This is a genomic window from Chitinophaga solisilvae, from assembly GCF_009928525.1.
Taxonomy (GTDB): domain Bacteria; phylum Bacteroidota; class Bacteroidia; order Chitinophagales; family Chitinophagaceae; genus Chitinophaga; species Chitinophaga solisilvae.
In genome coordinates this window covers 336,313-362,298 of sequence record NZ_JAABOK010000008.1, presented here as the reverse complement: position 1 = coordinate 362,298, position 25,986 = coordinate 336,313, and the positions used below count along the sequence as shown (strand labels likewise).

The window sequence follows — 25,986 nt, the reverse complement described above, 5'->3', positions numbered from 1 at the left end:
TAAAGCTACTGTTTTTTGCTGACGGGTAACAGGTAGCTGAAAGAAAGGGTGTCCTGTGCTGTGGAGAAGATATGCAGGCTACCCTGCATCTGCTGAAGGAAGTCGCGGCACGTGGCCATTATCAGGTTGTCCGGATGATCCGCTGCCTGTAATGCTGCCGGTGTTGTATGCACCGGAAATCCGCAGCAGATCACACGGATCTGTTGCGACTGCCGTAATATGCTGATGCGGAGAATACCGTTTTCGCCGCTGAGATGTATAAGCTGCCGCAGCAGCGTACGGTTTACCGATTGCAGCATATCATGGTGTGCCGCTGCGATGTAGCCGGCAGGGATATCCGTGACTACCTGCAGGTGCTGCTGTCTGATTTCTTCCTGCAGGTGGGTAATGGCGGCGTTAATCAGCGCGCCGGTATCACAGGGGGCGGGCGTAAAGGCAAAGCCGTTCAGTTGCAGTTTCACCCAGCGCAGGATGTTATCGAAGGTATCGAGTACGCGGCGTGCATTCATGGCTACACCCTGCAGGCCGCCAATCATGGCGGGCAGCTCCGGGGTGCCCTGCTGCCAGCGGATGGCGTTGTGCTGAATTTCTTTCAGCGGCGTCCGGAAATCGTGGGCAATGAGAGAGAGCAGCCTGTTTTTGAATACATCATTCTGTTGTAATCGTATATTCTTCTCCGTTATATCTGCATGAAGGACGGCCAGCCGGCGTATATGCCGGCGGGAGTGATAGTAGGACCAGCAGTAGATGGCGGCGAGTAACAGCAGCAGCAGGAGCAGGGCGCCCAGGAACCGGAGCAGCATCCAGTGGCTGGCTTCCTGCAGGCGGCTCTTTTCAATGATGTGTTGCTGTAGCGCATTGTTACTGTGCAATTCCTGTACCTGCTGCTCTTTCAGAAAATAGCTGAAGTAATCTACGGCAGGCAGACTGCCGGACTCCGTTATGTCTGAAAGGGAGAGGCGTCTGATGGCATCGCCGTAAAGCGCCAGCTGTGGCCAGTTGTGGTGTGTAGTGGCATGCGGGTATGCTACCTTCAGTGCATCCAGCATCCAGGAGTAGTTGCCTGCCTGCCGGGCCAGCCGGAAAATGCGGGTGGCATATTTCACTGAGTCTACAGGATAGCCCAACGGCAGGATGTCATTTATCAGGTGAAAGTATCCATATACAGCCACATCCGGCATACCACGCCGGATACCGGCTGCAGCCAGCTGGTTGATGCGCTGCTCTGCCTGTATAAAGGAAGTGGTTTTAAGTTGTTCCATCGCTTCATACATGCGGGCCTCATACCATTCCATGCTGTAGGGCGTCTTGTCGGTAAGGGCGTACAATTCCTGCAATACCCATCGTACGGAATCTCTTTTGGCGGGTACTTTCCAGTAGTATTCCAGGTAATTCAGCAGATCAATGTTGTAGTCTGCCTTGTCTGCAAAACGTTTGCTCATCTGCAAAGAGAGCTGTTCGTAGTACTGTGCTTTACCCAGGTTTTCATCTGCCCGGTAGCCCAGCGCCAGGTTACTGTAGTCTATGCAGATGCCGGCGGTATCTTTCAGGGCCTCATCCAGTTGCAGGGCTTTATAGTTGTAGATGTTGCCCAGTTTGTAATTCCTCTTGCGGGTATGAAAGAGGGCAAAATTCGTATAGGCGTAGGATTTACCCCGCATATCATTCCGGCGGGCAGCAATGGTAAAGGCTTTGCTGGCATACCACAGGCAGCTGTCCAGCTGCGTGCGGTGGTGCAAAAAGGCAATGTTGTTCAGCGCTTTGACATAGGCCACGCTGTCTGCGGCACTACGCAGCACTTTATGCAGCTGCTGTAATTCGGTTGTCTGGGCCTGCAGTGGCCGGACTGTGGCTGGCAGCAGGAAACAAAGCAATATGGTGTAGCGGAGTAACATGTCAGGAGGGGTTATGGTTTAAAGGAAGAGTGTACGAGAATATGGCGCCGCCGTCGGGTTTGTTGGCGGCATGAAGACTGCCTCCCATTTTTTCTATAAAATCATGGCAGATGATGAGTGCGAGTCCTGCGCCCTGTTGTTTTCCGCGGAAAGACTTCATGCCGGTGAAGAGGTGAGGCAGCAATGTCTGCGGAATACCGGGGCCTTCATCTGAGAAGGAAACGGTAACCGTATGCGCTTGCTGTGTAGCGGTAATAAGCAGCCGGCCCTGTATGGGGGAGAACCTGACGGCATTATGCAGGAGGTTACGGTGAATAAACTGCAGCATCTCCGGATCGGCGCTGACAGCCAGTTGCGCTGGCACCTGCAGTTGTACCTGCACCTGCCGGGCGGCGATCATATTGCCGGCATAGCGGATGGCGTCAGGAAGCAGTGCGGCAGGCCGGCAGGGGCGGGGATGCCAGGTGAATCCGCTGATCTGGGAATGTACCCAGGCCAGAATATTATCGAAGGTGCTGAGGGTATGATGTGTTTTCCGCTCTATATCGGCCATCCATTCAACGGCTTCTTCGGGGGTGAGTACTTCCTGTTTCAGGAAGGCTGATATTTCAATGATGTTGCCCAGCGGCGCCCGGAAATCATGTGCAATAACGGATACCAGCTTGTTCTTGAAATCATCCTGGCTGAGCAGCAGCTTATTTTTTTCGTTGATCTCCCGGTTCATGGCACATAGCTGTGCGGCATTCTTCCTGGCCCTGAACCGGGCCCGGAAAAAATAGATGCCTGCAAAGATGGTGACCAGCAATAGCAGGGCGATAATGATGCCCAGGTATACCCGGTTGCGCGACTGCTGCTGCTGTTTTCCGATAACAGCCTGCTGCAGCGCATCCTGGAGCTGCAGCTGACGGAGGTTGTGCTGTTGGGTGTAATAGCCCAGGTAATCCATTTCGCCGTTGGATTTGGCAGCTTCTTTCTTCTGCAGTATGTCGAAGAGCAGATGGCTGTACTGTGCCGCAGTATCCGGATGACCGTGTTGCGTGTACCAGTCATACATCCGGATGGCATAAGGCTGTATCAGTTCTGTATAGCTGCCGGCCTGTGCCAGCTGTATCATGCGGGCATAGCAGGATACGGCATCCGCTGGGTGTATATCCGCCATCAGCTGATACCCTTTGATAGCGGGGTAGTTATATCCCTGCCCGGCAGCTGTTTGTATAAAGGCTGGCAGGCGGGACAGGGCTCCGGCAGTATCCCGCTGTTGCAGGCGGAGCTGAATGCCGAGCAGTGACAGCTGCAACAGACGGGGCGTATCCCGGCTGTGTGAAAGCAGGCTGCGGGCGGTTTCCAGCGCCCACTTTACAGAGTCCGGTCGGGCGGAATGGTGCAGCAGTACGGTGGCATAATCCATCAGGATCACTGCCTGCAGGGTATCGGGCAGGCCCCGGGCAGCCGTTGTCATGGCTTTATGCAGGTAATGGCCGGCGGCCGCAGGCCGTTGCTGCCGGCTGTAGTAAACGGCCAGATGCCCGTACAGCTCCCCGGCTGTGGCAGTCAGCCCCTTTTTCTCGCAGAGCTGTAAAGCATCCAGGTAATACCGGAAAGCTACGTAGTTGTTATGGCACAATTCGTAGTAATAACCCAGTGCATACCAGGCTGCCGCTTTACCAGGCGCCCAGCTCAGCCGGTCAGACAGCTCCCTGGCGCGCAACGCATACTGTTTGGATGAATCCGCATGCTTCCAGCTATAGTAAAATGCCTGCCGGCAGAGATATTGCGCATGGAGGGTACTGTCAGCCTTCCCCTGCAGCGCTGCTGATCCTGTGGCAGGACACGCCAGACTTACAAGCAGCAAAAGAAGCCGGATAAAGAGGTAATTGCTGGTCAGGTACCTTGATCGCATATACATTAGATAGCCCAGAAAAACTGTCTGCAGCAGTTTAACACTGCCTGAACCGGGTTAACCGGCTGTTTGATCAGCCATCTGTATTTTTTATCTTTAATAACGTTTGGGAAATGGATCGGTACTACGTCCTTCGGGCAGAGAAATATTAAAAATTGCGAATTACGAATTGCGAATTACGAATGCAGCGCGAAGACATAAGCGGATAATGAACTTTATCCGCTTATGTCTTCGCGCTGCATTCGTAATTCGCAATTCGTAATTCGTAATTATCCCAGTCCTTCCATCAGCCTCTCCAGCTCCCTCATATCTTTATCATCGAGTGGTTGCAGCGGGCTTCTCAGGAAGCCGCCGTCGGTGCCGCGGAGTTGTAGTCCTGCCTGGATGGCGCGTGGAAGCCCTTTGGCAACGATAAATTGCAGGAGGGGCTGTTGCTGGTAAAAGAGGTGCTGCGCTTTGGGCAGGTCGCTGTTCCGGATGGCATGGTATAGCTGTGTATTCAATGCGGGGATAAGGTTGGGGGCAGCGGTGCACCAGCCTTTCGCTCCTGCTGCGAAGGCGGCCAGGGCGAGGGGATTGGAACCATTGTAAAAGGCGACATCAGCTCCCAGTTCCCTGCGCAGGTAATGCATGCGTTGTACGTCGCCGGTGCTTTCCTTGATCATGGTGACATTGGGAATCTGCAGTAACCGTTTCAGCAGGGTGGGCGACATATCCACGCCGCCGGTAGCAGGATTGTTGTAGGCCATGATGGGAATGGAAATATGACGCGCTACGGTGTCGTAATGCTGAAAAATTTCATCATCCGTCAGTTTCCAGTAGCTCATCGGGATAATCATGACTGCGGCGGCGCCGGCCTTTTCCGCGAATTTGGCATGGTATACCGTACGTTCGGTAGTCAGGTTGGAAACACCTGCCAGTACCGGGAGGCGGCCGGCGGCCTGTTGCAGGGCGGCGGTAATGACGGCTTCTTTTTCTCCATCATTGAGATACGGTAATACGCCGGTACTGCCCAGCGGGGCAAGTGCATGTACGCCTGATTGTATCAGGCGCTCCGTGAGCGATGTAAACAGCGGGATGTTCACCTGCTGCGCAGCATCGAACGGCGTGATGGGGTAGGCGATGATGCCTTCAAAAGTAGTGGCAGACTGCATAGTACAATAATTTCAGAAAGATGAATAAAGCGGCTGGCTGATACAGCCAGCCTGGTTAATATCAGAGGTCGCGGCCTTCTTCTTCGCGGAGGGCAACGCCCAGGTTCTGCAGCTGCGGCGCATTTTCACAGGCAATATATCTTGCCGGTGCTATATCACTGAGGTTCTGGTGACGGTGCCACGCCCATCCCGGAATGTATACGGCGTCGCCGGCTTCCCACTCCACGCGTTCGTCTTCTACTTCAGTGTACCCTTTCCCTTCCAGTACATACAACACGGTTTCATAGGTGTGCCGGTGCCGGTTGGTGAGCTGCCCTGGCAGCAGTCCGCCGATGGTCATGCTGACATTTTTGGTGGGCAGGTCCACAAAAAATACAGGGTGTTTGCGCTCTGCAGAGAATTGCTGATGCTCTCCCGCCTGCTCCACATTCTTGTGCAGCAGCTTCGCCGGCTTTACATATACCGGGCGGGCATAGGTCTGATGAAAATCCTTTGATGAAAATTGTTTCTTTTCCATAATCTGATATTTGATGTGTGAAGAATAATACTATGATGAACGCCACAAAATTTGCGTATTTTTGGATGACGTAAATCATCCAGATTTATATAAAACTGATGGGCCAGATGTTAAGACCTTGGAAAACAATGCTGCAGATCAATCTTGAGGATGATGTAGCCGTATATCAGCAGATTGCCGACGGCATCATAGCGGAGATAAAGAAAGGCCGGCTGAAACCCGGTACGGCCCTGCCGGGCAGCCGTATCCTCGCTGCTGATATCGGCGTGAACAGGAAAACGGTAGTACTGGCCTATGAGGCGCTGACAGCCGCCGGGTGGCTGGAATCCGCTCATAAGAAAGGTACCTTTGTGGCAGCAGAGCTGCCGGAAGTAAAGCAACGCACCGCTACTGCCACCGTAAACTTCGAGTTCCATGCGCACGACGGATTCTTTGCAGCGGCACCCGCCGCTAAAAGAAAACTCATCACCTTCAACGACGGACTGCCGGATGTACGCCTCGCGCCTCTCGATGAACTGGCCCGTTCCTACCGCCGCATCTTCCAGCAGAAAGCACGCTGGCGCATGATGGGTTACGGCCACGTACAGGGCGAAGAACGCCTGCGCATCGCTATTGCGGATATGCTGGCGCATAAACGCGGCATGAATATCCAGCCCGGACAACTCTGCATTACCCGCGGCAGCCAGATGGCGCTGTACCTGACAGCCCGCACCATTATTCGTACAGGCGATACCGTAGTCATGGAATGCCCCGGCTATTTCCCCGCCTGGCAAACATTCCGCGACGCCGGCGCTGACATGCTTCCCCTCGGCGTGGATGAAAAAGGACTAAAGGTGGATGAACTGGAAAGCCTCTGCCGCCGCCGCCGCATCAAAGCGGTATATGTGACGCCGCATCACCAGTTCCCTACCGCCGTAACCATGAAAATGGACCGCAGACTGCAACTGCTCGCGCTTTCCAATAAATACGGCTTCGCAGTTATTGAAGATGATTACGATCATGAATATCACTTCGAATCCAAAAGTCTCCTGCCCCTGGCCAGCCATGAACATGCTGCCAACGTTATCTACATCAGCTCCCTGAGCAAGCTGGTAGCCCCCGCCGTGCGCGTAGGCTACGTGGCCGGCCCGCCGGCCTTCATTGAAGCACTGTCGAAACTCCGGGCCATCATCGACCGGCAGGGCGATACCATCATGGAACAGGCCATCGCAGAACTGATGGAAGACGGCGCCATTGCCCGCCATGCCCGCAGGGCCGCCGCTGTTTACCGGGAACGGCATGCACTCATGAACCAGTACCTGCAGCAGTACCTCGCCGGGAAAGCCGATTGGCGCATACCGGAAGGAGGACTGGCCTACTGGGTAACCTTCCTGCGTAAAATCAATACGGAAAAAATTGCGCGGCAACTGCTGGACAAAGGCGTGGCTGTTATCCCTACAGAACCCTTCGCATTTGACGGTAAACCACTGCACGCCCTGCGCCTCGGCTTCGCCTCCCTCACCCCCAGGGAACTGAAGGAAGGGCTCCGCATCATCGGCAGCGTAATACCCTCCTGAGTCCCGCTTCGTACAGTGTTTTTTTTGTAACTTAGGGATACCTCAAAACCGTAACCCCATGTCAGATTCCGATTTCAAGTCATTGCTGTCCCGCGATTTCAGGCTGATTGACGGAAATGCCAGCGCTGCCAATATCAAAACACGGATCACAGCAGCACCTGCCGCCTACAGTATTGTAGAAGATAAAAGAAGAAAAAATTACTATGTCTACGAGACAGCAGAGCTGATTACCCGGCTGAATCTGACCAACGGCCGCACCAAACTCATAAATGTTGTACAGCGGGATAACAGGCAACCCGTTGCCGTCATCGGTCTGAACGACAGGCTGAAACCCGCTGCAGACAAATACATCGTCAGGAACAGCGATAAAAAAGTGGTGGGCGTAGTACGTACTGAAAAAATAATCCCGCAGCAGCGTACCCGGCTGTCAGAAATGCTTTCCGAGAAATTAATACAGCAGCTGGAAAATAAAAGGCTCGTGGTAAAAGGAGGTAAACCATTGATAGATCTGCGTAAGGCAGCCGGACTGAAAGCCTATTACCAGAAGAAGACAGACTGGGGAGAAGTTTTCGGTGGCCACAAGAACCTGGTGCTCCCCGATACCGGCAGCACAGGTACGCCCGCAGGTGGTAAACAGGAAGTGCCCGGCCCTCCCGGAAAAGGTACGCCCGTGGGCCCTGCTGAAGGTAAAACTCCGCCTGAACAGGCCGGCATCAGCTGGTTCCTGAATGCAGACTATGAACACGCCGCCGTTGTGGAAGAACCTTTCCCGCTGCATCTTTCCATAGATGCTGTCACGAAAGGAAAGAAGAACAAGACGCTGAACGTGAAGGAAGGAACGGAAGTACTGATCGCCGTTTCCTGCGAGAAAGGATTCCGGGTAAATGGCGAATATACCAGCGATACCATTATTGTAGGAAGCAAAAAGAAAATAACTTTCTCCCTGATACCTTTAACAGCAGGAGAGGGCCAGGTTTTCGTATATGCGTACACGAAAGGCCGGCCGCTGGCCACACTGGAACTAAACCTACCTGTCACCGCCGGCACGAAACAGACAAGTAAGCCGCTGCCGGTATCTGCCAGGGTAATCCCTGTTATCCCCGGTCATGCGGCGGATCTCAGCCTGCTGATCAGCAAGACGTACCTGCCATCCGGTGAAAAGGCGCTGGGCTTCCTGGTACTGCACGCCCCCGTGCTGGAAGACAACGATAAAAAGGAATTTGTATCGGAGCCCATTGAGCTGAACCCGCAGGAATATATGCAGAACTTCTTCCGGGATATTGAGAAGCTGAACACAGATACGCCGAAGGAAATGAAAAGCGCTGTCAGAACCCTTCGCAATAAAGGTGCAGAGCTGACCAGACGGCTGCTGCCACCGGAGCTGGCGGACCTCCTCTGGAATAACCGCGATAAAATACAGACCATCAGTATCATCTCACAGGAACCCTGGATACCCTGGGAGTTGTGTTGTTTTTCACCCATCGTCGAAGGGCGTGTAACAGACGGGCCATATTTCTGCGAGCAATTCCAGGTAACCCGCTGGCTGGCCGGTCCCTGGTCTCCTGCGGAATTCATCAGCTTTTCCAATGCCGGCTTCATCATCCCCCAGCATGATAATCTGAAACATACGGAACTGGAACGGGATGAAATCCGCGCTATGCTGAAAGAAAAAAATTACCTGGTAGAAGATATTCCCGCCAATATAGAAACACTGGAAAGTAAATTCTCCGAAGGCACTTATTCCCTCCTGCATTTCAGTGGCCATGGCGTTACCGCCAATAATAAAATAGCGATGATGCTGGAAGACAATGAAGAATTTACCCCGGAATATATCAATGGGAAACTGAGTAATGTAGGCATCAGACAACCATTTGTGTTCTTCAACGCCTGCCAGATAGGCCGTCCTGTTATGGGTATTACCGGCATCGGCGGATGGGCCAGCCGCTTTATAGAAGTAGGCGCGTCGGTATTTATCGGCGCCTACTGGAATGTGCTGGATGAACGCGCCCATGTTTTTGCCGCTGCCCTGTATAAAGAACTGCTGCAGGGCGCTACCATCGGGAAAGCGGTGCAGACCGCCCGCCTGGCTACCAATAACAACGGTGATCCTGCCTGGCTGGCATATACCGTTTACGCCGATCCGAATGCCGTCCTGAAAGCGGTATAACTCCTGATGTATTTTATCTTCCCGCCTGTCATCTCCGGTCATGCTTCCCCGGATCATCTATCTCATGCTCCTGCCAGATCAATGATTTTTTACAATTTCCTGCGTCCCCGCCGCTATAATTTTGTTGAAAATTAAACGCATGAAACCAATACAAACCATACTGGTACTAACCCTGAGCATGACGGCATCTCACCATGCAACCGCTCAGACAAGAACATCTTCTCAACCTAAAAATGAAATGAACATGCATATGACCACCGCCAGACAACATAAACAGATTATAGCTGCACTCTACGAAAAAGTATTAAACGGCAAGGATTTCAGCCTGCTGCCCGCTTTCATCAGTCCTGACTATACCGGGGAAAACGGCAGCCAGGGCCCTGCGGCCTTCGGGGAACCACTGCAGGCATTAATAAAGGCGCTGCCGGATATCCATTACCATATCACAGAAATGATTGCAGAAGATGATAAGGTATTGGTGAGATGGAAACTGCAGGGAACACACCTGGGGCCGTTCCGGCAATATCCGCCTTCCGGCAGAACCATCACCAACGAAGGCATGGCTACGTATCAGCTGAAAGACGGAAAAATTACCGCCCGCCACCTCCAGACAGACCGCCTCGGCTTCCTGCAATCCCTGGAAGTTTTACCTGCCGGTTTCCCGCAGCTGCCAGCTAAACAGACTTCCACCCACGGTATCCACTTCATTGATAAATTCCTGGTTCCCGTCGCCGCTAAAGAGGCATTCCTGGAACGCGTCCGCATCAACCGGGAAATGATCCGGCGCCTTCCCGGCTTCATCGAAGATGCTGCCTACGCCGGCACCGACGCAGACAATAACCTCATTTTCCTGACCATCGCCCGCTGGGAAAACAAAGAAGCCCTGGCCGCCGCCAAAGCAGCCGTACAGGCAACTTATCAGCAGGAAGGATTTGATATGAATGCCATGATGATAAAATGGGGGGTGAAGATGGAGAGAGAAACTTATGAAAGGATTTAATTACGAATTACGAATTGCGAATTACGAATGTAGAAGCGAAGATTAAAACGAAGATTTAAGGAGATAACTATTAGATATCTCTTTTAATCTTCGTTTTAATCTTCGCTTCTACATTCGTAATTCGCAATTCGTAATTCGCAATTAACCCCGCCTTATCTTACCAGCAAAATCCACCCCTTATATTCCCTTTCTCCGCCGGCCGGTATTTTCAGTTTCAGGATATAGAAATAGGTGCCTTCATTTAATCCTGTGCCCTGCCATTTGTTGTCGTAGTCTTTGGTCTGGTATACCTGGTTGCCCCATCTGTTGTAGATGTAGAGGGAGGAGCCGGGATATTTTTCCAGTCCGGTGATGCGGAAGTTATCATTCTTGCCGTCACCGTTGGGGGTGATGACGTTGGGAATGAAGATGTCGTCTCCGCTGACAGGCACCGGTACGATGGTGAAGGTGTTGTCGGAAAGATCGATATCTGTTTCATTACCGGCGATGGTGGCGGTGTTGGGTACGCTGCTGCCGCTGAGGAGGCGGACGGTAAAGGTCAGCTTCCTGCTCGCGCCCGGAGGCATGGAGGGCAGTGACCAGCTGATGGTGCTGCTACCGGCATTATATGTGCCGCCGTCACTGATGGTGATGGGCTGGCCGAGAACAGTGGCCAGCACATCTTTTACGATGACGCCGGTGGCGGTATCCGGACCATTATTGGCTGCAGTAATGCTGAAGGTGAGCACCTGCCCGGTTACGAGCGGGGGCACGGTTTCCAGTGCTTTGGTCACTTTCAGGTTCGCATATCTGCCGGTAGTGATGGTGATGGCGGAAGTATCCGGTATCGCCACATCCGGTGGCCCGGTAACGATGGCAATGTTGCGCATGGAGCCGGCACCGCGGATGGCGAGGCGGTAACTCCAGGTCAGCGTCTCACCGGGTTTGAGTTCGGTAGCATTCCAGGTAAGCAGGCGTTGTCCGGCGTTATATGTTGCCGTTCCGCGTGGCGGCGACTGGTAGTCGGGGTCGCCGGCCAGTGCTGCCGGCGGCAGTGTATCCGTTACCGTTACCGGGTTTACGCCGGCGGCTCCCTGGTTGCTGATGCGGAGTGTATACGTTACCGTTTGTCCGATCTCATAGATGCCGCTTGCCGGGGAAACTGATTTGGTGACGTCCAGCGGTACTTTGGGCTGTACCTGGGTGCTGACGGTGCTGCGGTTATTGCTGCTGTCAGGATCGGTGATACCGGCCGGAGGTACGATACCCGCCGTATTCCGGAGTGTGCCCGCTTCCCCGGCAGTGCCGGTGATGGTGAGCACAGCAGCGGCGCCTGATGGGAACTGACCGATCGTTGCCTGTATGTTACCGTTGATGGTATTGAACTGAATGTTGCCGGCGCCGCCGCTCATGGAAGATACGGCCGTATTTATCTGCGACAGGCCTGCCGGGATACTGTCGGTGACAATAGTGCCCGGAGCGTCGGAAGGCCCGTTGTTAGCCACTTCCAGCTGGTAGGTAATTTTGTTTCCGGTGAATACGGAGGCAGGTCCTGTTTTCCGGATGCTGACATCTGCAGATGATCCTATTCTGCTGACCACCGGCAGCGAGGTGGCAGTAGTGCCGTCGGGCTGCCGTACAGTAGCGGTATTGGTAACCGTGCCTGCCGGGGCATCTTTTTTTACCACGCCTTCAATGAGCAGCTGCACGCCGCTGTTATCTGCTGCCGGCAGGTTGGCGCTGACAGATACATTATTGCCGGTACCACTGGTGTTGCCATTGATGGTGGCGTTGCGGAACGGTTGTACATTCCAGGATACATCTGTGAGCACGGCCGGAACCAGGTCCGTAATAACGGCATTGATGGCATCGGAGGGGCCCACGTTGGTGGCTATCACCACATAGGTCACCCTTGCGCCGCGGACCATCAGCTGAGGTCCGGTTTTACTGATGGTAATATCAGCCACCTGGCGGATGACGGTTGTTCTGCTGGATGACTGCCGCAGGGTGCTGTCTTCCGAAGGCACCACTTCAGCGGTATTCACCAGCCTGCCGGATGCACCTGCCGGTATGGTGCCGGTAACGGTAATGGTTATATTATTTCCGCTGCCGGCGGCAATATCGCCGGTAACAGCAATGTTGTTACCACTGCCGCCCGCTCCGCCGGTGATGTGTGCAGTGCCGGTAGCAACGGCTTCCCAGGTCACCTGCTGTATGGTGGAAGGCACGGCATCGGTTATACGTAGTTGCGATGCATCGCTTGGCCCGTTGTTGGTGACGGTAATCACATACCGGATGCTTTGTCCGGCGTTGACGGTATCCGGTCCGCTCTTCAGTATCTGCACCACCGGCCTGGCTTTGACATGTGCCGCTATGCCGGCGGTATCTGTTTCTCCTGTTTCCGCGGCGGTAACGGTGGCGATGTTACGCAGGCTGTCGCGGTACCGCGGACTTAACACCCCGCTAACGGTAATGACTACACTATGTGCATCTCCCGGAGGTATATCTGCCATCAGCTGCACCTGATTACCGGTGCCGGTGCCGCCGGAGGTTACCTGTGCCTGCCCGGTGGTAATACTGGACCAGCGTACCTGTGTAAGGCCTGGCGCTACCGGGTCAGCAATAACCGCTCTGCGGGCGGCGCTGGGCCCGTTGTTCTTCACAGTAATGGTATAGGTCACCGTCTGTCCGGCGATAACAGTATCTGCGCCTGCTTTGGTGATCTGCAGCGATGGCTCGGCAAGTACGTCTGTCTCCACTTCCGCAGTATCCGGCAGGTTACCCGGTTCGGAAGGCGTCGCTATCAGCGTGTTAATCAGCTTCCTGGTGAAGGTGGAATCTACTTTACCGCTGACAGCCACTATGATGGCTGCGTGTGGTGGCAAGCTGGCGTTTATCTGCAGACTGTTACCGGCGCCGTTGCCGCCGGAAAGTATAACTGCGCCGCCGCTGGTGCTTTGTACGGCCCACTGTACGCCGCTGACAGCCGCAGGTATCTGGTCGGTGATAACGGCATTGCGGGCGGTACTCAGTCCGTTGTTCATCACCTGTAAGACATAGCTGATATTTTCGCCGGCTGCTATTGCTGACGGACCGTTCTTTACTACCGCCAGTTGCGGATGCTGTTCTATATTGGTGATCACCGGCGGCGTCACTACAGGTACCGTCAGCGAATCCGGTGAATCTGCAGTAGCCGTGTTACGCAGGCTGCCGGTAGCGCTGTCTGGTACTATGCCGCTGATATTGATGGTAATAACGGCGTTGTTACCTGCGGGTATGTCTGCATTAACAGCCAGCAGATTGCCCGTGCCGGTGCTGCCACTGTTGATGACTGCACCATTGACGCCGGTGGCGGTCCAGGTGACCTGTTTTATCCGGCTGTCCAGTGTATCCTTCACCGTTACTCCCTTCGCCAGTGATGGTCCGCTGTTGGAAGCGGTGATAACATAGGAGATGTTGTCGCCGGCAGTTACAGTGGCCGCGCCGGTTTTATTGATGTTCAGTGCGGACTGCGGTACTACCCGCGTATGCACGGTATCAGTAACGGTGTTCAGTCCGGTGCCGCCGGCAGTACCGATGTTGGTGATGTTACCGCTGAAGCCGGGCGCCACGGTGCCGGTGATGGTAACAATCACGCTGTTGCCCTTGCCGGCCGGAATATCGGCTGTTGTCTGCATATTGTTGCCGGTACCGTTGAAAGGCCCGGTAACAGCCGCCGCGCCGGTCACCGTTACTGCCCAGCGGGTATTGGTAATGGCTGCAGGCACCAGATCGCTGATGTTGATACCGGTGGCATCTGAAGGCCCCTGGTTCGTGATGACCAGTCCGTAAGTGATCCTGTTGCCAGCCAGCGTTTGTACAGGACCTCCCTTGCGGATAAGCAGCCCAACATCCCTGCCGATGACGGTCGTGATACTGCTGGTATTGTTGGCCGGATTATAATCGGTTGTACCGACAGCGGTAACTGTAGCGGTGTTGGTGATGCTGCCGGCAGGGGTGGAGCCGCTGACGGTGCCGATGACGCTGATGGTAATGTAATTACCTGCGCCTGCCGCCAGCCTGGCGGTGAGATGAATGTTATTGCCGGCGCTGTCTATCCGCATACTGTCCAGTACACTGCCATTGCCGGTCACCTGCGCTCTCCAGCTCACATTGACGATTTCTGCCGGTATGATATCCGTAATCACCAGGCTGTCGGCATTCGTCGGCCCGTTGTTGAATATCTGCATGGAGTAGGCGATCTGTTGCCCGGCCAGCAATTGCTGCGGCCCGCTCTTCACAATGCCGGCATCCAGGGAACGGTTTACGGTTGTGGTAACCGAGCTGGTCTTATTGGCGCCAGCCGTTACCGTAGCCGTATTGGTAACACTTGTACCTGCGGAGTTATTGACAATACCATCTATCAGGATGATAATTTTATTGTTGCCTACCGGGATATCCGCAGTAGTGGAAACAGTATTGGTAGTGCCGCTGGCTGCGCCTGTTACCGTTGCGGTACCGGTGGCGGTAGCCGTCCATCTGCCTACGGTGATACCGGCGGGTACATTGTCGGTAATCAGGGCATTGGTGATATTACCGCTGCCGCCATTGGTGATTTCTATACGGTAGTGGATAGAGTCGAGTATGTTCACGGTAGCAGGGCCTGTTTTGGCGATGCGTACTACCGGATCATTATCTGTCACGGTGCTGACAGTGCTGGTATTATCTGCCGGATTGGGATCCGTGGCTGTACTGCCTGCTGGCAGCGCTACCGTGGCGGTATTGATAATCGTAGTGCCGTTGACGGTAGCCGGGCTGATAACGCCATTCACCACAATATCGAGTATGCCGCCGGCATTCATATCGGCTGTCAGCGACAGGTTATTACCTGTTCCTGCAGCAGGCGTCACATTACTCACACCGGAAACCGGCGTGGCTGTCCAGCTCACATTCAGTATGCTGGCAGGCAGCACATCGGTGATGGTGGCAGTACGTACATTGGAGGGGCCATCGTTCTGCACGCGGAGTACATATTGTATTGTTTCTCCCGCAGCGCCGTTGGCAGGCCCGCTCTTGACAATGCGGAGGTTGGCCAGCCGTTGTACGACAGATGTTACTGCAGAGGTGTCATTCAGTGCGCCCGGTATGGAAGGGTCATTGATGACGATAGCCTGATTGGTCAGCGATGGATCGCGGTAGTCGGGATCCAGCGTGCCGGTGATCTGTACCAGTATCTTCGCTTCCGGCGTGGCCGGGATATTACCGGCAACGGATAATGCCGCGCCGCTGCCTGTAGCAGGGGAGGTAATGGTAGCTCCGTTCAGCGCCAGCGCTCCCCAGGTGGGCGACAGGATAGCCGCCGGTATATTATCCGTGATGCGGATATTATTGGCATTGCTGGGGCCTGCATTGGTAACCTCCATCGTGTAGGAAACGGTGTTACCCGGGGTCATGGTAGCCGGACCGGCTTTGCTGATCTGCAGTACAGCCGATCTGTCCACCTTAGTGACAGCGTCGTCTTTCACCTGTGCAATGCCCGGTTCTGCCGGCGATGCGGTGGCCGTATTCACCAGCTGACCGCTGAAGTCACCCCTTACAGTACCCGTTACCGTTATAGTCAGTTCATTTTCCTGACCCGGCGGCATATCTGCCACAAGGTTTACGGTATTGCCCGTACCGGTACTGCCGCTGCTGATGACGCTGCTGCCGGCGGCATTGGCCGTCCAGGTAACATTTTCCACCGCCGCAGGTACCACATCGCTGATAACGGTGCCCCTGGCAAGGCTGGGGCCGAAGTTAGTGACCCTGATGATATAATGTATTACTTCACCGGCATGCAGTGCAGCCGGTCCGGTTTTTACAATGACTACATTCGGCTTGTGGTTGATTTTAGTGCGTACCATCCCGGAAATCACCGGTGGTAATCCCGGCGCGCCACCGGTGGTCATTGCCTGATTAAGTACCGAATCGAGTTGCGTATTATACGGTACTCTTGCAGCAACCGAGACGAAAATTTTTCCGGAATCTGCACCTACATTACCCACCACTCTCACCAGGGATTTGTTGCCGTCACCGCCGGATTCAATGGTAGATCCGTTGAATGCCCTGGCTTCCCAGTCCGGTTCCTGCAGCCAGGGCGCCAGCTGGTCTGTAATGACTACCTGCTGCGCTTCCGACGGACCGGTATTGGTAACAATGATGTCATAGTAAATAAAATCTCCGGCATTCACCTGATCAGGCCCTCTTTTGATAATGGAAACAACCGGCTTTCTTTCCACCGTCGTCAGAATTTTATTGGAAGTATCCGGTGTTGTTCCTGTTTCTGCCGGTACCGCTATCGCATAATTTTCAAAAGTACCGCTGAAGGAAGGAGATACTTTTCCGTTGATGGTGATTTCCACTGTTCCGTTGCCACCACCAGGTATATTGGCAGTCACCTGCAAGGTATTGCCGGTGCCGGTAGCGCCGTTGGTAACTACCGCACCGCCGGTAGCGGCGGTGGTCCAGCTGACCTGTCTTACTTCCGCCGGAATAATATCATTGATGACGACTCCTGTAGCATTTGATTTGCCCGGGTTGTTCACCAGCAGTTTATATACAACGGGGTTACCTGCGGCTGATTGCGCCGGACCTGATTTTACAATCTTCAGCACCGGCACGCGGCGTACTGTTACAAACTTGGTAGCAAAAACGCCCTGCGGTGTTTCAGCCGGTTGTATGGCCGCCGTATTAGTGATTATCCCTTCAAAGGCAGGATCAGTTTTTCCGGTAATGGTCACAAAAATTTTATTACCGGCGCCTGCGGGAATACTGGCGCTGAAGGTAACGCTGTTGCCGGTGCCGCTGCGGTTACCGTTGATGGTGGCTGTTCCTGCGGTGGAGGCAAACCAGGTAACGCCTGTCAGCTGCGCCGGAACAATATCCGTAAAGAGGGCGTTCACGGCATCTGCTACGCCGGTATTGCCGATCTCAATATGATATTTGAGGCTGTCGCCTGCAATCACTTCATCCACTGCTGCTTTGGATATAGACAGCTGCGGTATCCTGGATACGATGGTAGATTTGCTGGCACTGTCGCCCCGGTTGCCGGTTCCGGAAGGAGTAGCTACCGCTTTGTTGGTGAGCGTACCCTGGAAGGAAGGAGCAATCACGCCATTTACCGTCAGCACAATCACATTACCTGCGCCTGCGCTGATATCTGCATCCAGCGCAATACTGTTGCCGCTGCCGGCGGAAGTGCCGGTGATGCTGGCATTACCGGTGGCTCTGGCCGACCAGGTAACCTGCTGCACGGATGCAGGCACTACATCGGTGATATGTACCGCTCTGGCGTTGCTGGGACCGTTGTTGCCTACCTCTATCGTGTATACGATACTGTTACCGGCAGAGGCGGAATCAGGTCCGGCTTTGGTGACGAACAGCCTGGCCTGTTGCCGCAGCTGTGTGATAACCACATTGGAGGTCACCGGTTGCAGGTTAGGTTCTGAAGGATTGATGGCAGCTGTATTACGGAGCGGGGCCGTAGCTGTTGGGAGTATGGTACCGCGCACGACTATACGGATAGTAGAACCGGGACTCATATCTGCGTCAGTATGCAACTGATTTCCCGTGCCGGTTGCGCCGGTAAGAATGGCAGCAGTGCCTTTGAGCACTGTAGCTATCCAGCTGACACCGGTGAGTTCAGGTGGCAGCATGTCGGTGATGGAAGCGTTGCTGATGGCGGATGGTCCGTTATTATCCACATCGATGGTATACGAAATCTTTTCTCCGGCGGTGGCCGTATCAGGTCCGCTCTTGACGATATGCAGCGCAGCCGATTTCCTGACAGGGGTAATATCAATATCTGTCACCGGCTGTATACCTGGTTCTGCCGGAGTAGCAGTAGCCATATTCAGGATGTTTCCTGCAAAGGAAGGACTCACCACACCGGTTACCTGCAGGCGGATGATGTTACTGCCGCCCGCCGGAATATTACCTGTAACGCGGACGATATTACCGCTGCCGGTACTGCCGGCTGTAATGGCGGCGGCTCCCTGCACGGAAGTAGTCCATTGTACCTGCTGTATCATGGCTGGCACGGTATCCGTAATAACAGTGCCGGCTGCATTGCTGGGACCATTATTCACGAGCAGTATTTCGTAGGCGATTGGTTCACCGGCAATGGCAGTCACCGGCGCAACTTTCGATTTGCTGATGACCAGTCCGGGAGAACTGATGATTCTGGTGTCTGTCACATTTGAAATGAACGGATCCACAAATGGTTCAGCCGGTGTTACGCTGCCCTGGTTATCAATTTTGCCGGTAGCATCCGGTGCGATGGTGCCGGTAATGGTCACCAGCAGCATACCGGAGCCGCCGCCGGGGAAGTCGGCGTTCACCTGTACCTTATTCCCGGTGCCGGCAGCGCCGCTGCGTATGCGTACGCCACCGGTGGTGGTGGCTGTCCATGATACGTTTTGGATACGGGCGTCGATACTGTCTTTGATAGCGGCATCCAGCGCATCGCTGAGACTGGTGTTGCGGGTAGACAATACAAACTGTATGGTTTCTCCGGCAACAGCGGTGGCCGGAGCAGATTTTTCCTGTTCGAAGTAGGGTCTTCGTGCAACCGGTACCGTTACGGTGCTGGTTGCGCCGTCGGGGTCCCTTTGCACCAGGGAGGTGGCAGTAGCGGTATTGGTCAGGTCGCCGCTGAAGTTACCGGCGATCTTCCCTTCGGCTTCAATGATGATACTGGCATCGCCGGTGGGTATCAGCGCATCCATGTCTACGCTGCTGGTATTACTTCTGTCGTCCAGCACACGGGCCGCACCGGTAGCGGCGGCCATCATGGAACCGGGCACATATCCTGCCGGCAGGATATCCCTGATATGTACGCGGCTGGCAGTACTCGGACCCGCATTGGTTACTTCTATGCGGTAGGTGACCGGCTGCCCGGCGAGGTAAGGCCCCTGCGGTGAAATGGTTTTATTGATCCTGATATCTGCCAGACTGGTAAAGGTCAGCACCACGGTATCTATATCGGGCGGACAAACGCCGCCATTGCTGATAGTCCAGGTAAGGGTGGCGCTGCTGTTGGGATTGAGGGTAGCCGTTGTCTTCGGATCGCTGGCGGTACCGATGGTGGCGCTGCCTGCAATTACTGCCCAGGCGCCGGTTTCGCCGGCAGCCGGGTTATTGGCATTCAGCTGGAAGATGCCGGAGTTATATTGTGTCATGTCCGGTCCTGCATTGGCTTTGGTCAGTGCAGGAGTAACGGTGACGGATACGTTGGAGGAAGAAGGTTCGCAGGAACCGTTGGTGATAGTCCACCGGAAATTGTAAGTGCCGGGTATCAGTCCGGTGACCTGTGTATTGGGCTGATGAATATTACTGAAGACAGCATTATTGGGCCCGCCTGTCTGCGACCACGTACCAGTACCAGCCACGGGCGTATTGGCCGCCATTGTGGTGGAGGTAGCGGCGCACAAGGTTTGGTTGGGGCCGGCATTGGCAACGGTGGGTAAGGAATCCACCTTTACCGTGAAAGGATAGGTAACAGATCCGCAGCCGCTGGTGGTATTGGTAAAACGGATATTGAGATGATAGGTTCCCGGTACTGTGTTGGCAGGCAATGTGAAGCGCAGCGGGCTGGCTGTCAGCACCGCATTGTTCACGGCAGTGAAGCCGGGCAGGTCGGTGGCTGCAGCGCTGAACCGGTCCGGGTTACCGGAATTCACCGCGAACGGCAGCTGGAACTGTGTGGCGCCCTGGCATATGGCTGGCACGGGTTGCAGGGTAGCGGTAATATCAGGCAGTACGGTAACGCGGAAAGGGGCTGATACACCGTCGCCGGTGCAGCTGCTCACGGTAGCGGTTACACGATACCAGGCATTGGCTGTCAGCGGTGGTACCGTCAGGCTGGCGTTGGTCTGCCCGCTGATAACAGTCCAGTTATTGATGCCATCGGGGCTGGTTTCCCACCGGTAGGTGAAGCCGGTAGCAGGTGTACCGCTGCCGGGCGCGCGCGTGATGGCGGCTGTGAGCGCCGGTGCTGTATTGTAACATATCGTCTGGTTGCCGTTGATATTAACGCTGAAGTCTACTACTTTCAGTTCTACCGGTACGGATACCACCCGGCAGTTGGCGTTGTTGATTTCGTCCAGGCCGCCGGCTGCCAGCACGCGGTATTCAAATCCGCCGCGGGCATTGGGAATAGAGAACGTACGGCTGTTGCTGCTGCCGTTATCCAGTATGGCTGTTTCACTGTTCCAGGTGGTAGTGCCCAGGGCACGTTTCTCCAGCTGGAAATAATAATGGGAATAGCTTCCTGCCGGCAGCGATACTGTCATGGAAGTAGTTGCATTGCTGCATACAATACCGGGAGCTTGTGTAAACGTAATGGGAGGGCCGCAGGCGGCGAAGGCAATATCATCCAGAGCAAGGTCGTTGCCGTTACTGCTGGGGGTATTGCTGAAGATGCGCAGGATAACGGCGCTGGTGGTGGCAGGCATCTGGAATATACCGGCCTGCCGCACCCATACGCCGGGAGACTGATACGGCACATTGCCGGTAGATACGCTTTTCAGCGGCGGACCGGAAGGGTTATTGGCATCAAGGATATCAAAGCGGAGACTGGGGTCCGAGCCACCTGAACCCGAATTGATATTCATGATCCAGGCAGAAAATTCAAAAACAGAACCTGCGCATAACCCCGTAATAGTGCGTTCATAAAACTGGTCGGGAGTGGCATTGGCATCCACCACCATACAGAAGCCGCGTCCGTTGGTGGATGTATGATCCGGTCTGTCTACAAAGTAAATATTGTTATACCCGCGGGTGGTATTGCTGATGGTGTATTGCCCGGGGTAGGGTCCTGTGGGCCTCGATATGGTAGCCGGACTGTAATACGTATAGGTGGTGATGCCGGGAGCAAGGGCAGGGCCCAGTGTAGGCTTTGCTGCTGTAGGCGCCTCGCCGAAGGTTTCCTTAAACACCGGATCTCCCAGAGATCCGGTACATTGCTGCGCACTGGCACTATAACCTGCCAGCGTAAACAACAGTAACAGGTAACAATGCTTCAGGATCAGCATGGCGGGGCGTTTACATAGCATGCGTTCTCCCTGAGAAGCAGGCATCAGCTTTTTACTCATAAGTTCTACAATTTGAAATATAAAAGCTACCGGGGTAATTGTTGCCGGAAATCAGGATTTGCAGGGTCAGGATTTATCACCGGAACGGGGGTACGCAGGATCAGCAGCAGCTATAACAGCCCCCTTTAATCAATTTTGGTAATACGTTATGAATCACCTACATACATCTTGGTAACTACTTCTTCATAACAACTGTTACCTGATAATGTTTAAGGAGGAAGAGGGCTGTACAGAAAATAAAAAGGGGTTACAACCGGGAAGAAGAAAAGTGCTTACTTACGGATTAGTTTCCGGTCAATCAGTTCCAGCAGGGCGGCTTTATAATTTTTACTGACAGGCAGTTCCCGCGTGCCTATTCTGAGAATGTTGCCATTCAGGGAATGTATTTTATCAATAGCTACAATAAACGATTTCTGGATACGTAAAAATCTGCCGGAAGGCAGTTGTTCTTCCAGTGAGCGCATGGTGGTCAGCGTCATATATTTTCCGCCGGCAGTATGAATGCTGCAGTAGTTTTCACATCCTTCTATATATAAAATCTCCTGGAAGGAAATCTTTTCAAACCCGTTGCCGGAGCGGATAAAAAAGTAATCTTCCACGGTGTTGCCGGTTTCGGATTTACGCGATTCCATTAATGTTCTGGCCCTGTTAACAGCCGTCAGAAAGCGTTCCGGTGTGATCGGCTTTACCAGGTAGTCCAGCACATTCAGTTCAAAACCTTCCAGCGCGAAGTTGGGATAGGCGGTGGTGATGATAATCATGGGCGGATTAGTCAGGCTTCTCACAAAATCAAGCCCCATAATACCCGGCATCTGTATATCAAGAAAAAGCAGGTCGGGCTTGTCCTGGGCCATCAGGCTGTTAGCCTGCATAGCGCTGCCGCAAACGCCCGTCACTTCCAGAAAGCTGTAATCTTTCACGAGCATCATCATGCCTTCGCGTGCCAGTGGTTCATCATCTACTATGATGCATTTTATTTTCATGGTATATTGATTCGTAACAAAACAGAAAACAGCTGACCGTCATTGGTGATGTGCAGCCGGTGTTGCCCGTTGTACAGCAATTCCAGCCTGCGCTTTACATTTTCCAGTCCTATACCTCCCGGCGCCTGTCCGTGCGTATAGCCGTTGTTGATATCCATTGTATTGACGGCGCTGAACTCAAATATATGGTTATCGTAGGTTAAATTGATAATTACGTGGTTGGATTTATCCGGGAAGACAGACACATGTTTAAAGGCATTTTCCACAAAAGGAATGAGCAGCAGCGGCGCAATATGGAAATGCCGTACCTCCGGCGCCACATGATATTGTACCGCCACGGTATTACCTTTCCTGAGCTGTTCTACTTCCAGGTAATGATTGAGATACCCTATTTCCTTATCTATGGAAATATGACTGCTGTTACATTCATACAGCTGATACCGCAACATATCGGCAAACCTGGCCAGCATAGCGGCTGCATAGTCCGGATCTTTTTTAATCAGGATATAAATACTGTTGATGGCGTTGAACAGGAAATGCGGATTCAGCTGTGACTTCAGAAATTTCAATTCATGTGCTGTCTGCTCTTTTTCCAGCTGCTGCTGCCTTTTTTGTTGCAGTATCTTATCCCGCCCCCATTTTATAGCCAGAAAAAGAAAGGTCATATAGAAATTGGTCAGCAGAATGGAAGGCCCCATCTGCCAGGCTTTTAAGGGAAAAGCAGGCATCAGGTGCCTGATGACCGGTAAAGTAGTTAAGGTAATGAAAGCGGCGCCCAGTACCAGCACCACCAGCATGGAAAGCGCCAGCACCACATACCTGCGGGAAGCCAGGAGCCTGGGTATCAGTAGATAGGCGATGATATATAAACTGGAACCCTGCCCGATCATCCATAATAACGTTAGGAAAGCTGCCCCCCCAAGCGGAGTACCGTAATATAACATGGAATAGGTAGTCCAGAAGATGGCATAAATCATCCAGAATAATACATGGTACAATGCAGGAATCAGTTTCTTGTTCATCAGGCAAAGTTCAACAACCGGGGAGAAGATAGGAATTATTATTGACGAAAGTGGGGTATGAATGGATGAAACAGAAAGGGGGGATATTTTATTATTTTTTTATTTGAGATGTTGTGCCCTATCATTATTTCCCTTGTACCTGTGAGTACAAAAGAATACCGTGATCAGGCACAACATCTCAAATAAAAAAATAATAAAATACCCAAGCCGGCATCATTCATAATCCCAACCACGGTTTTGGTCAATCTCATTTTATCTGCTCGTTTATATAGGCGCTATTTGTGGAAATTTTATTTTATGAGACAGTTGGTAAAAAAAAGTGTATTCTTTATTTTTTTTTGGGCGGGTTATTTGGGAGTAGTGCAGGCACAGTCGCAGTATTCATTTGCGGTGAAAAAAACAGGGAAGGGTGCGCCGATGATTTTTATTCCGGGATTGTATTGCGGGGGAGCAATATGGGAAGAAACGGCAGCGGCTTTTTCGGACAGGTATACCTGTTATATGATTACCTTACCGGGATTTGACGGGCAGCCGCCGGTAGTATCGGATTCATTGCTGATGAAGGTAACCCGGGAGCTGGCAGCATTTATCAGGGATGAAAAATTAAAGCAGCCCGTGGTGATAGGCCATAGTACCGGCGGATGGCTGGCGTTGAACCTGGGTGTTAGCAGCCCGGAGCTGACGGGAGATATTATCTGCGTGAGTGCCGCGCCTTTCATGGCGGCATTGTCTATGGGAATGGATGTCAGCGTAGACAGCTGCCGGCAGATAGGGAAGAGGATACAGCAGTATATGGCTGCGCAGCAGCCGGAACAGGTGAAGTCCGGCCAGCAGTATATACTTAAAACCATGATACGCGACAGCGTTTATATTGCGAAGGTCATGGACATGGCGCTACGCTCTGATAACCGCACGCAGGCGCAGGTGATGTACGAACTGTTCAGTAACGATCTGCGGCCCGCCTTATCTGCTATCCGTTCGCGCATCCTGGTACTGGGCGACTGGTACGGCTACCGTCAGTTTGGGTCCTCACGGCAAAGGGTAAACGAAAATCTGGAGTCGCAGTTCCGTCTGGCACGTCGTACCACCATTGCCATATCAGACAGTTCTCTGCACTTTATTATGTACGATGAGCCACAGTGGCTGCGTCAGCAGATAAGTCAGTTCCTGCGCAGATAAATTACTTTATTATCTTGCAAAAAATTTCGGAATGAAGACATTATTAAATCTGGAAGAAGCGGGTATGCTGTTGTTGTCTGTGATAGCATTCATGTTGCAGTCGCCTTACGCCTGGTGGTGGTTCCCGCTCTGCCTGTTGCTACCGGACCTGAGTATGCTGGGATATGCCATGGGTAACCGTGCCGGCGCCCGGATCTACAACTTCTTTCATCATAAGGGTATTGCCATACTGGTTTACCTGGCCGGCTTATACCTGAAGCTGGACTGGCTGCTGTTTGCAGGCATTATCCTGTTTGCCCATTCCTGTATGGACCGCATCTTCGGCTATGGCCTGAAATATTTACAAGGCTTTAGCCACACACACTTAGGAACAATAGGAAGAAACAACAAATAGGAGTTATTTTATTATTTTATTATTTGGTTATTTGGTTATTTGAGATTTAAAAAAATGCAGCGAAGATCTACATGATAGATCTCCGCTGCATTTTTTTAAATCTCAAATAACCAAATAAAAAAATAATAAAATAACGCTTATTTGTTGGTGAGTTTGTGCCATACATCTCTGAGGAATCTGAATTTCCAGATGGTGCGGCGGATATTTTTTATGCTGCCGCGACGTAGTTCTTCGAAGAGAGGGGCTTTATATTGTGCGGCGCCCTGTGTGGCAATCTGCAGGGCCAATCCGTATTCTTCATTGAGTGTGGCGATAACCCAGCCCAGCAGGAGGTCGCGTTGCGACATATTTTCCCGCGGATCAAAGCTGTTGAGGTATACCATTTCGCCCCAGCCGGCAGTTTGTTTGTGGGAGGCGGCCAGCAGTTTCTGCATGAAAGGGCTGGAGGTGATATCCTTCAGCTGTTGCTGAGAGATGCGGTTAGGACCTTTTACGGTGATCTCGCTCAGGTAAAACGGCAGGTTGTCCATATGACGGAGAACAGCGTGCAGCTTATCTTCCCCGTGATAGGCGTGCATGATGCCCGGTTCAAATTCGGCCACTTTCATCCTGCGGGTGATGCCTTCCTCCAGCGACTGGAATATGCGGAGGTCGAGGCCCTGGGAGTCTGTTTTAAACCAGTCTATATAGCCGATATTCAGTTCCTGTAATACTTCCTGTACGGTGCGTGTCATCAGTCGGGTTTCTCTTTCCACCGTAAATTTCTCCGCAAAGGCATAGGGCTGCAATTCATCCGTGCGCGGGGTCAGGAAGCTGGAGCAGTAGGGAGAGCGGGTCAGGTAAAACGGTTGCTCCTCGCTTGCAGCATCTGTTACCACGCAATTGAAAACATACAGTTTGCGGTAGTTGTCATTTTCACGGACGATGTAACCATATTTACGGTCATCCGGATCAAAAGCAATGCAAATGGCATATTTTGCGATCTTCTTCCATCTGAAATGTATGGCTCCTGATGCGCCGATATCCAGTAATACCGGCGGCTGATTAACTAATTCCGGTGTGTTGAGTACTTTTTCTATTAATGACATATATGTAGATGACTGAAGATACTGTTTAAGCTGGTGTAGTT

Annotated in this window: 13 protein-coding genes; 5 read left to right on the top strand and 8 right to left on the bottom strand. The window is 53.0% G+C overall.

The window, feature by feature from the left end; all coding sequences use genetic code 11:
* Nucleotides 1–5 precede the first annotated feature (5 nt).
* From GWG06_RS18815 to GWG06_RS18800, 4 genes are all read right to left on the bottom strand, one after another.
* A complete protein-coding gene (locus GWG06_RS18815; protein ID WP_160715122.1) occupies nt 6–1,895 on the bottom strand; it encodes a sensor histidine kinase in 1,890 nt (629 codons plus the stop codon).
* A gap of 1 nt (nt 1,896) precedes the next feature.
* Nucleotides 1,897–3,795 (bottom strand): sensor histidine kinase, encoded by a 1,899-nt coding sequence (locus GWG06_RS18810; protein ID WP_160715121.1) that lies wholly within the window; start codon nt 3,793–3,795, stop codon nt 1,897–1,899.
* A 269-nt stretch (nt 3,796–4,064) separates the two neighbouring features.
* On the bottom strand, nt 4,065–4,949 hold the full coding sequence (locus tag GWG06_RS18805) for a dihydrodipicolinate synthase family protein (RefSeq protein ID WP_160715120.1): 885 nt from the start codon (nt 4,947–4,949) through the stop codon (nt 4,065–4,067).
* A gap of 61 nt (nt 4,950–5,010) precedes the next feature.
* Entirely contained in the window at nt 5,011–5,466 is a 456-nt protein-coding gene (locus GWG06_RS18800; protein ID WP_127041510.1) for a cupin domain-containing protein, read from the bottom strand.
* A 107-nt stretch (nt 5,467–5,573) separates the two neighbouring features.
* On the opposite strand from GWG06_RS18800, the gene pdxR reads away from it, so the two are divergent.
* The 3 genes from pdxR to GWG06_RS18785 all read left to right on the top strand — a co-directional run bounded on the left by pdxR (nt 5,574) and on the right by GWG06_RS18785 (nt 10,189).
* Entirely contained in the window at nt 5,574–7,022 is a 1,449-nt protein-coding gene (gene pdxR / locus GWG06_RS18795; RefSeq protein ID WP_160715119.1) for a MocR-like pyridoxine biosynthesis transcription factor PdxR, read from the top strand.
* A gap of 58 nt (nt 7,023–7,080) precedes the next feature.
* A complete protein-coding gene (locus GWG06_RS18790; protein ID WP_160715118.1) occupies nt 7,081–9,189 on the top strand; it encodes a CHAT domain-containing protein in 2,109 nt (702 codons plus the stop codon).
* Nucleotides 9,190–9,328: 139 nt separating this feature from the next.
* Nucleotides 9,329–10,189: an ester cyclase gene (locus GWG06_RS18785; RefSeq protein WP_160715116.1), complete on the top strand. Its 861-nt coding sequence runs from the start codon at nt 9,329–9,331 to the stop codon at nt 10,187–10,189.
* A 152-nt stretch (nt 10,190–10,341) separates the two neighbouring features.
* Here the strand turns inward: GWG06_RS18785 and GWG06_RS18780 are convergent, their stop codons facing one another.
* The 3 genes from GWG06_RS18780 to GWG06_RS18770 all read right to left on the bottom strand — a co-directional run bounded on the left by GWG06_RS18780 (nt 10,342) and on the right by GWG06_RS18770 (nt 23,284).
* The gene (locus GWG06_RS18780; protein ID WP_160715114.1) at nt 10,342–21,279 is read right to left on the bottom strand and encodes a T9SS type B sorting domain-containing protein; all 10,938 of its coding nucleotides are present in this window, start codon (nt 21,277–21,279) and stop codon (nt 10,342–10,344) included.
* A 272-nt stretch (nt 21,280–21,551) separates the two neighbouring features.
* Nucleotides 21,552–22,262, bottom strand: coding sequence for a LytR/AlgR family response regulator transcription factor (locus GWG06_RS18775; RefSeq protein ID WP_160715112.1), 711 nt, complete (start codon nt 22,260–22,262; stop codon nt 21,552–21,554).
* Entirely contained in the window at nt 22,259–23,284 is a 1,026-nt protein-coding gene (locus GWG06_RS18770) for a sensor histidine kinase (protein WP_127041522.1), read from the bottom strand. Before GWG06_RS18770 ends, GWG06_RS18775 begins: the two co-directional genes overlap by 4 nt.
* 297 nt (nt 23,285–23,581) lie before the next feature.
* Between GWG06_RS18770 and GWG06_RS18765 the strand changes: the two genes are divergently transcribed.
* A complete protein-coding gene (locus GWG06_RS18765) occupies nt 23,582–24,463 on the top strand; it encodes an alpha/beta fold hydrolase (RefSeq protein ID WP_160715110.1) in 882 nt (293 codons plus the stop codon).
* A 31-nt stretch (nt 24,464–24,494) separates the two neighbouring features.
* Nucleotides 24,495–24,857, top strand: a complete 363-nt coding sequence (locus GWG06_RS18760; RefSeq protein WP_160715108.1) for a DUF4260 domain-containing protein — start codon at nt 24,495–24,497, stop codon at nt 24,855–24,857.
* A 137-nt stretch (nt 24,858–24,994) separates the two neighbouring features.
* Here the strand turns inward: GWG06_RS18760 and GWG06_RS18755 are convergent, their stop codons facing one another.
* Nucleotides 24,995–25,945 carry an FkbM family methyltransferase gene (locus GWG06_RS18755; protein WP_148128186.1) on the bottom strand — a complete coding sequence of 317 codons (951 nt, stop codon included), beginning with the start codon at nt 25,943–25,945 and terminating at the stop codon, nt 24,995–24,997.
* Nucleotides 25,946–25,986 lie beyond the last annotated feature (41 nt).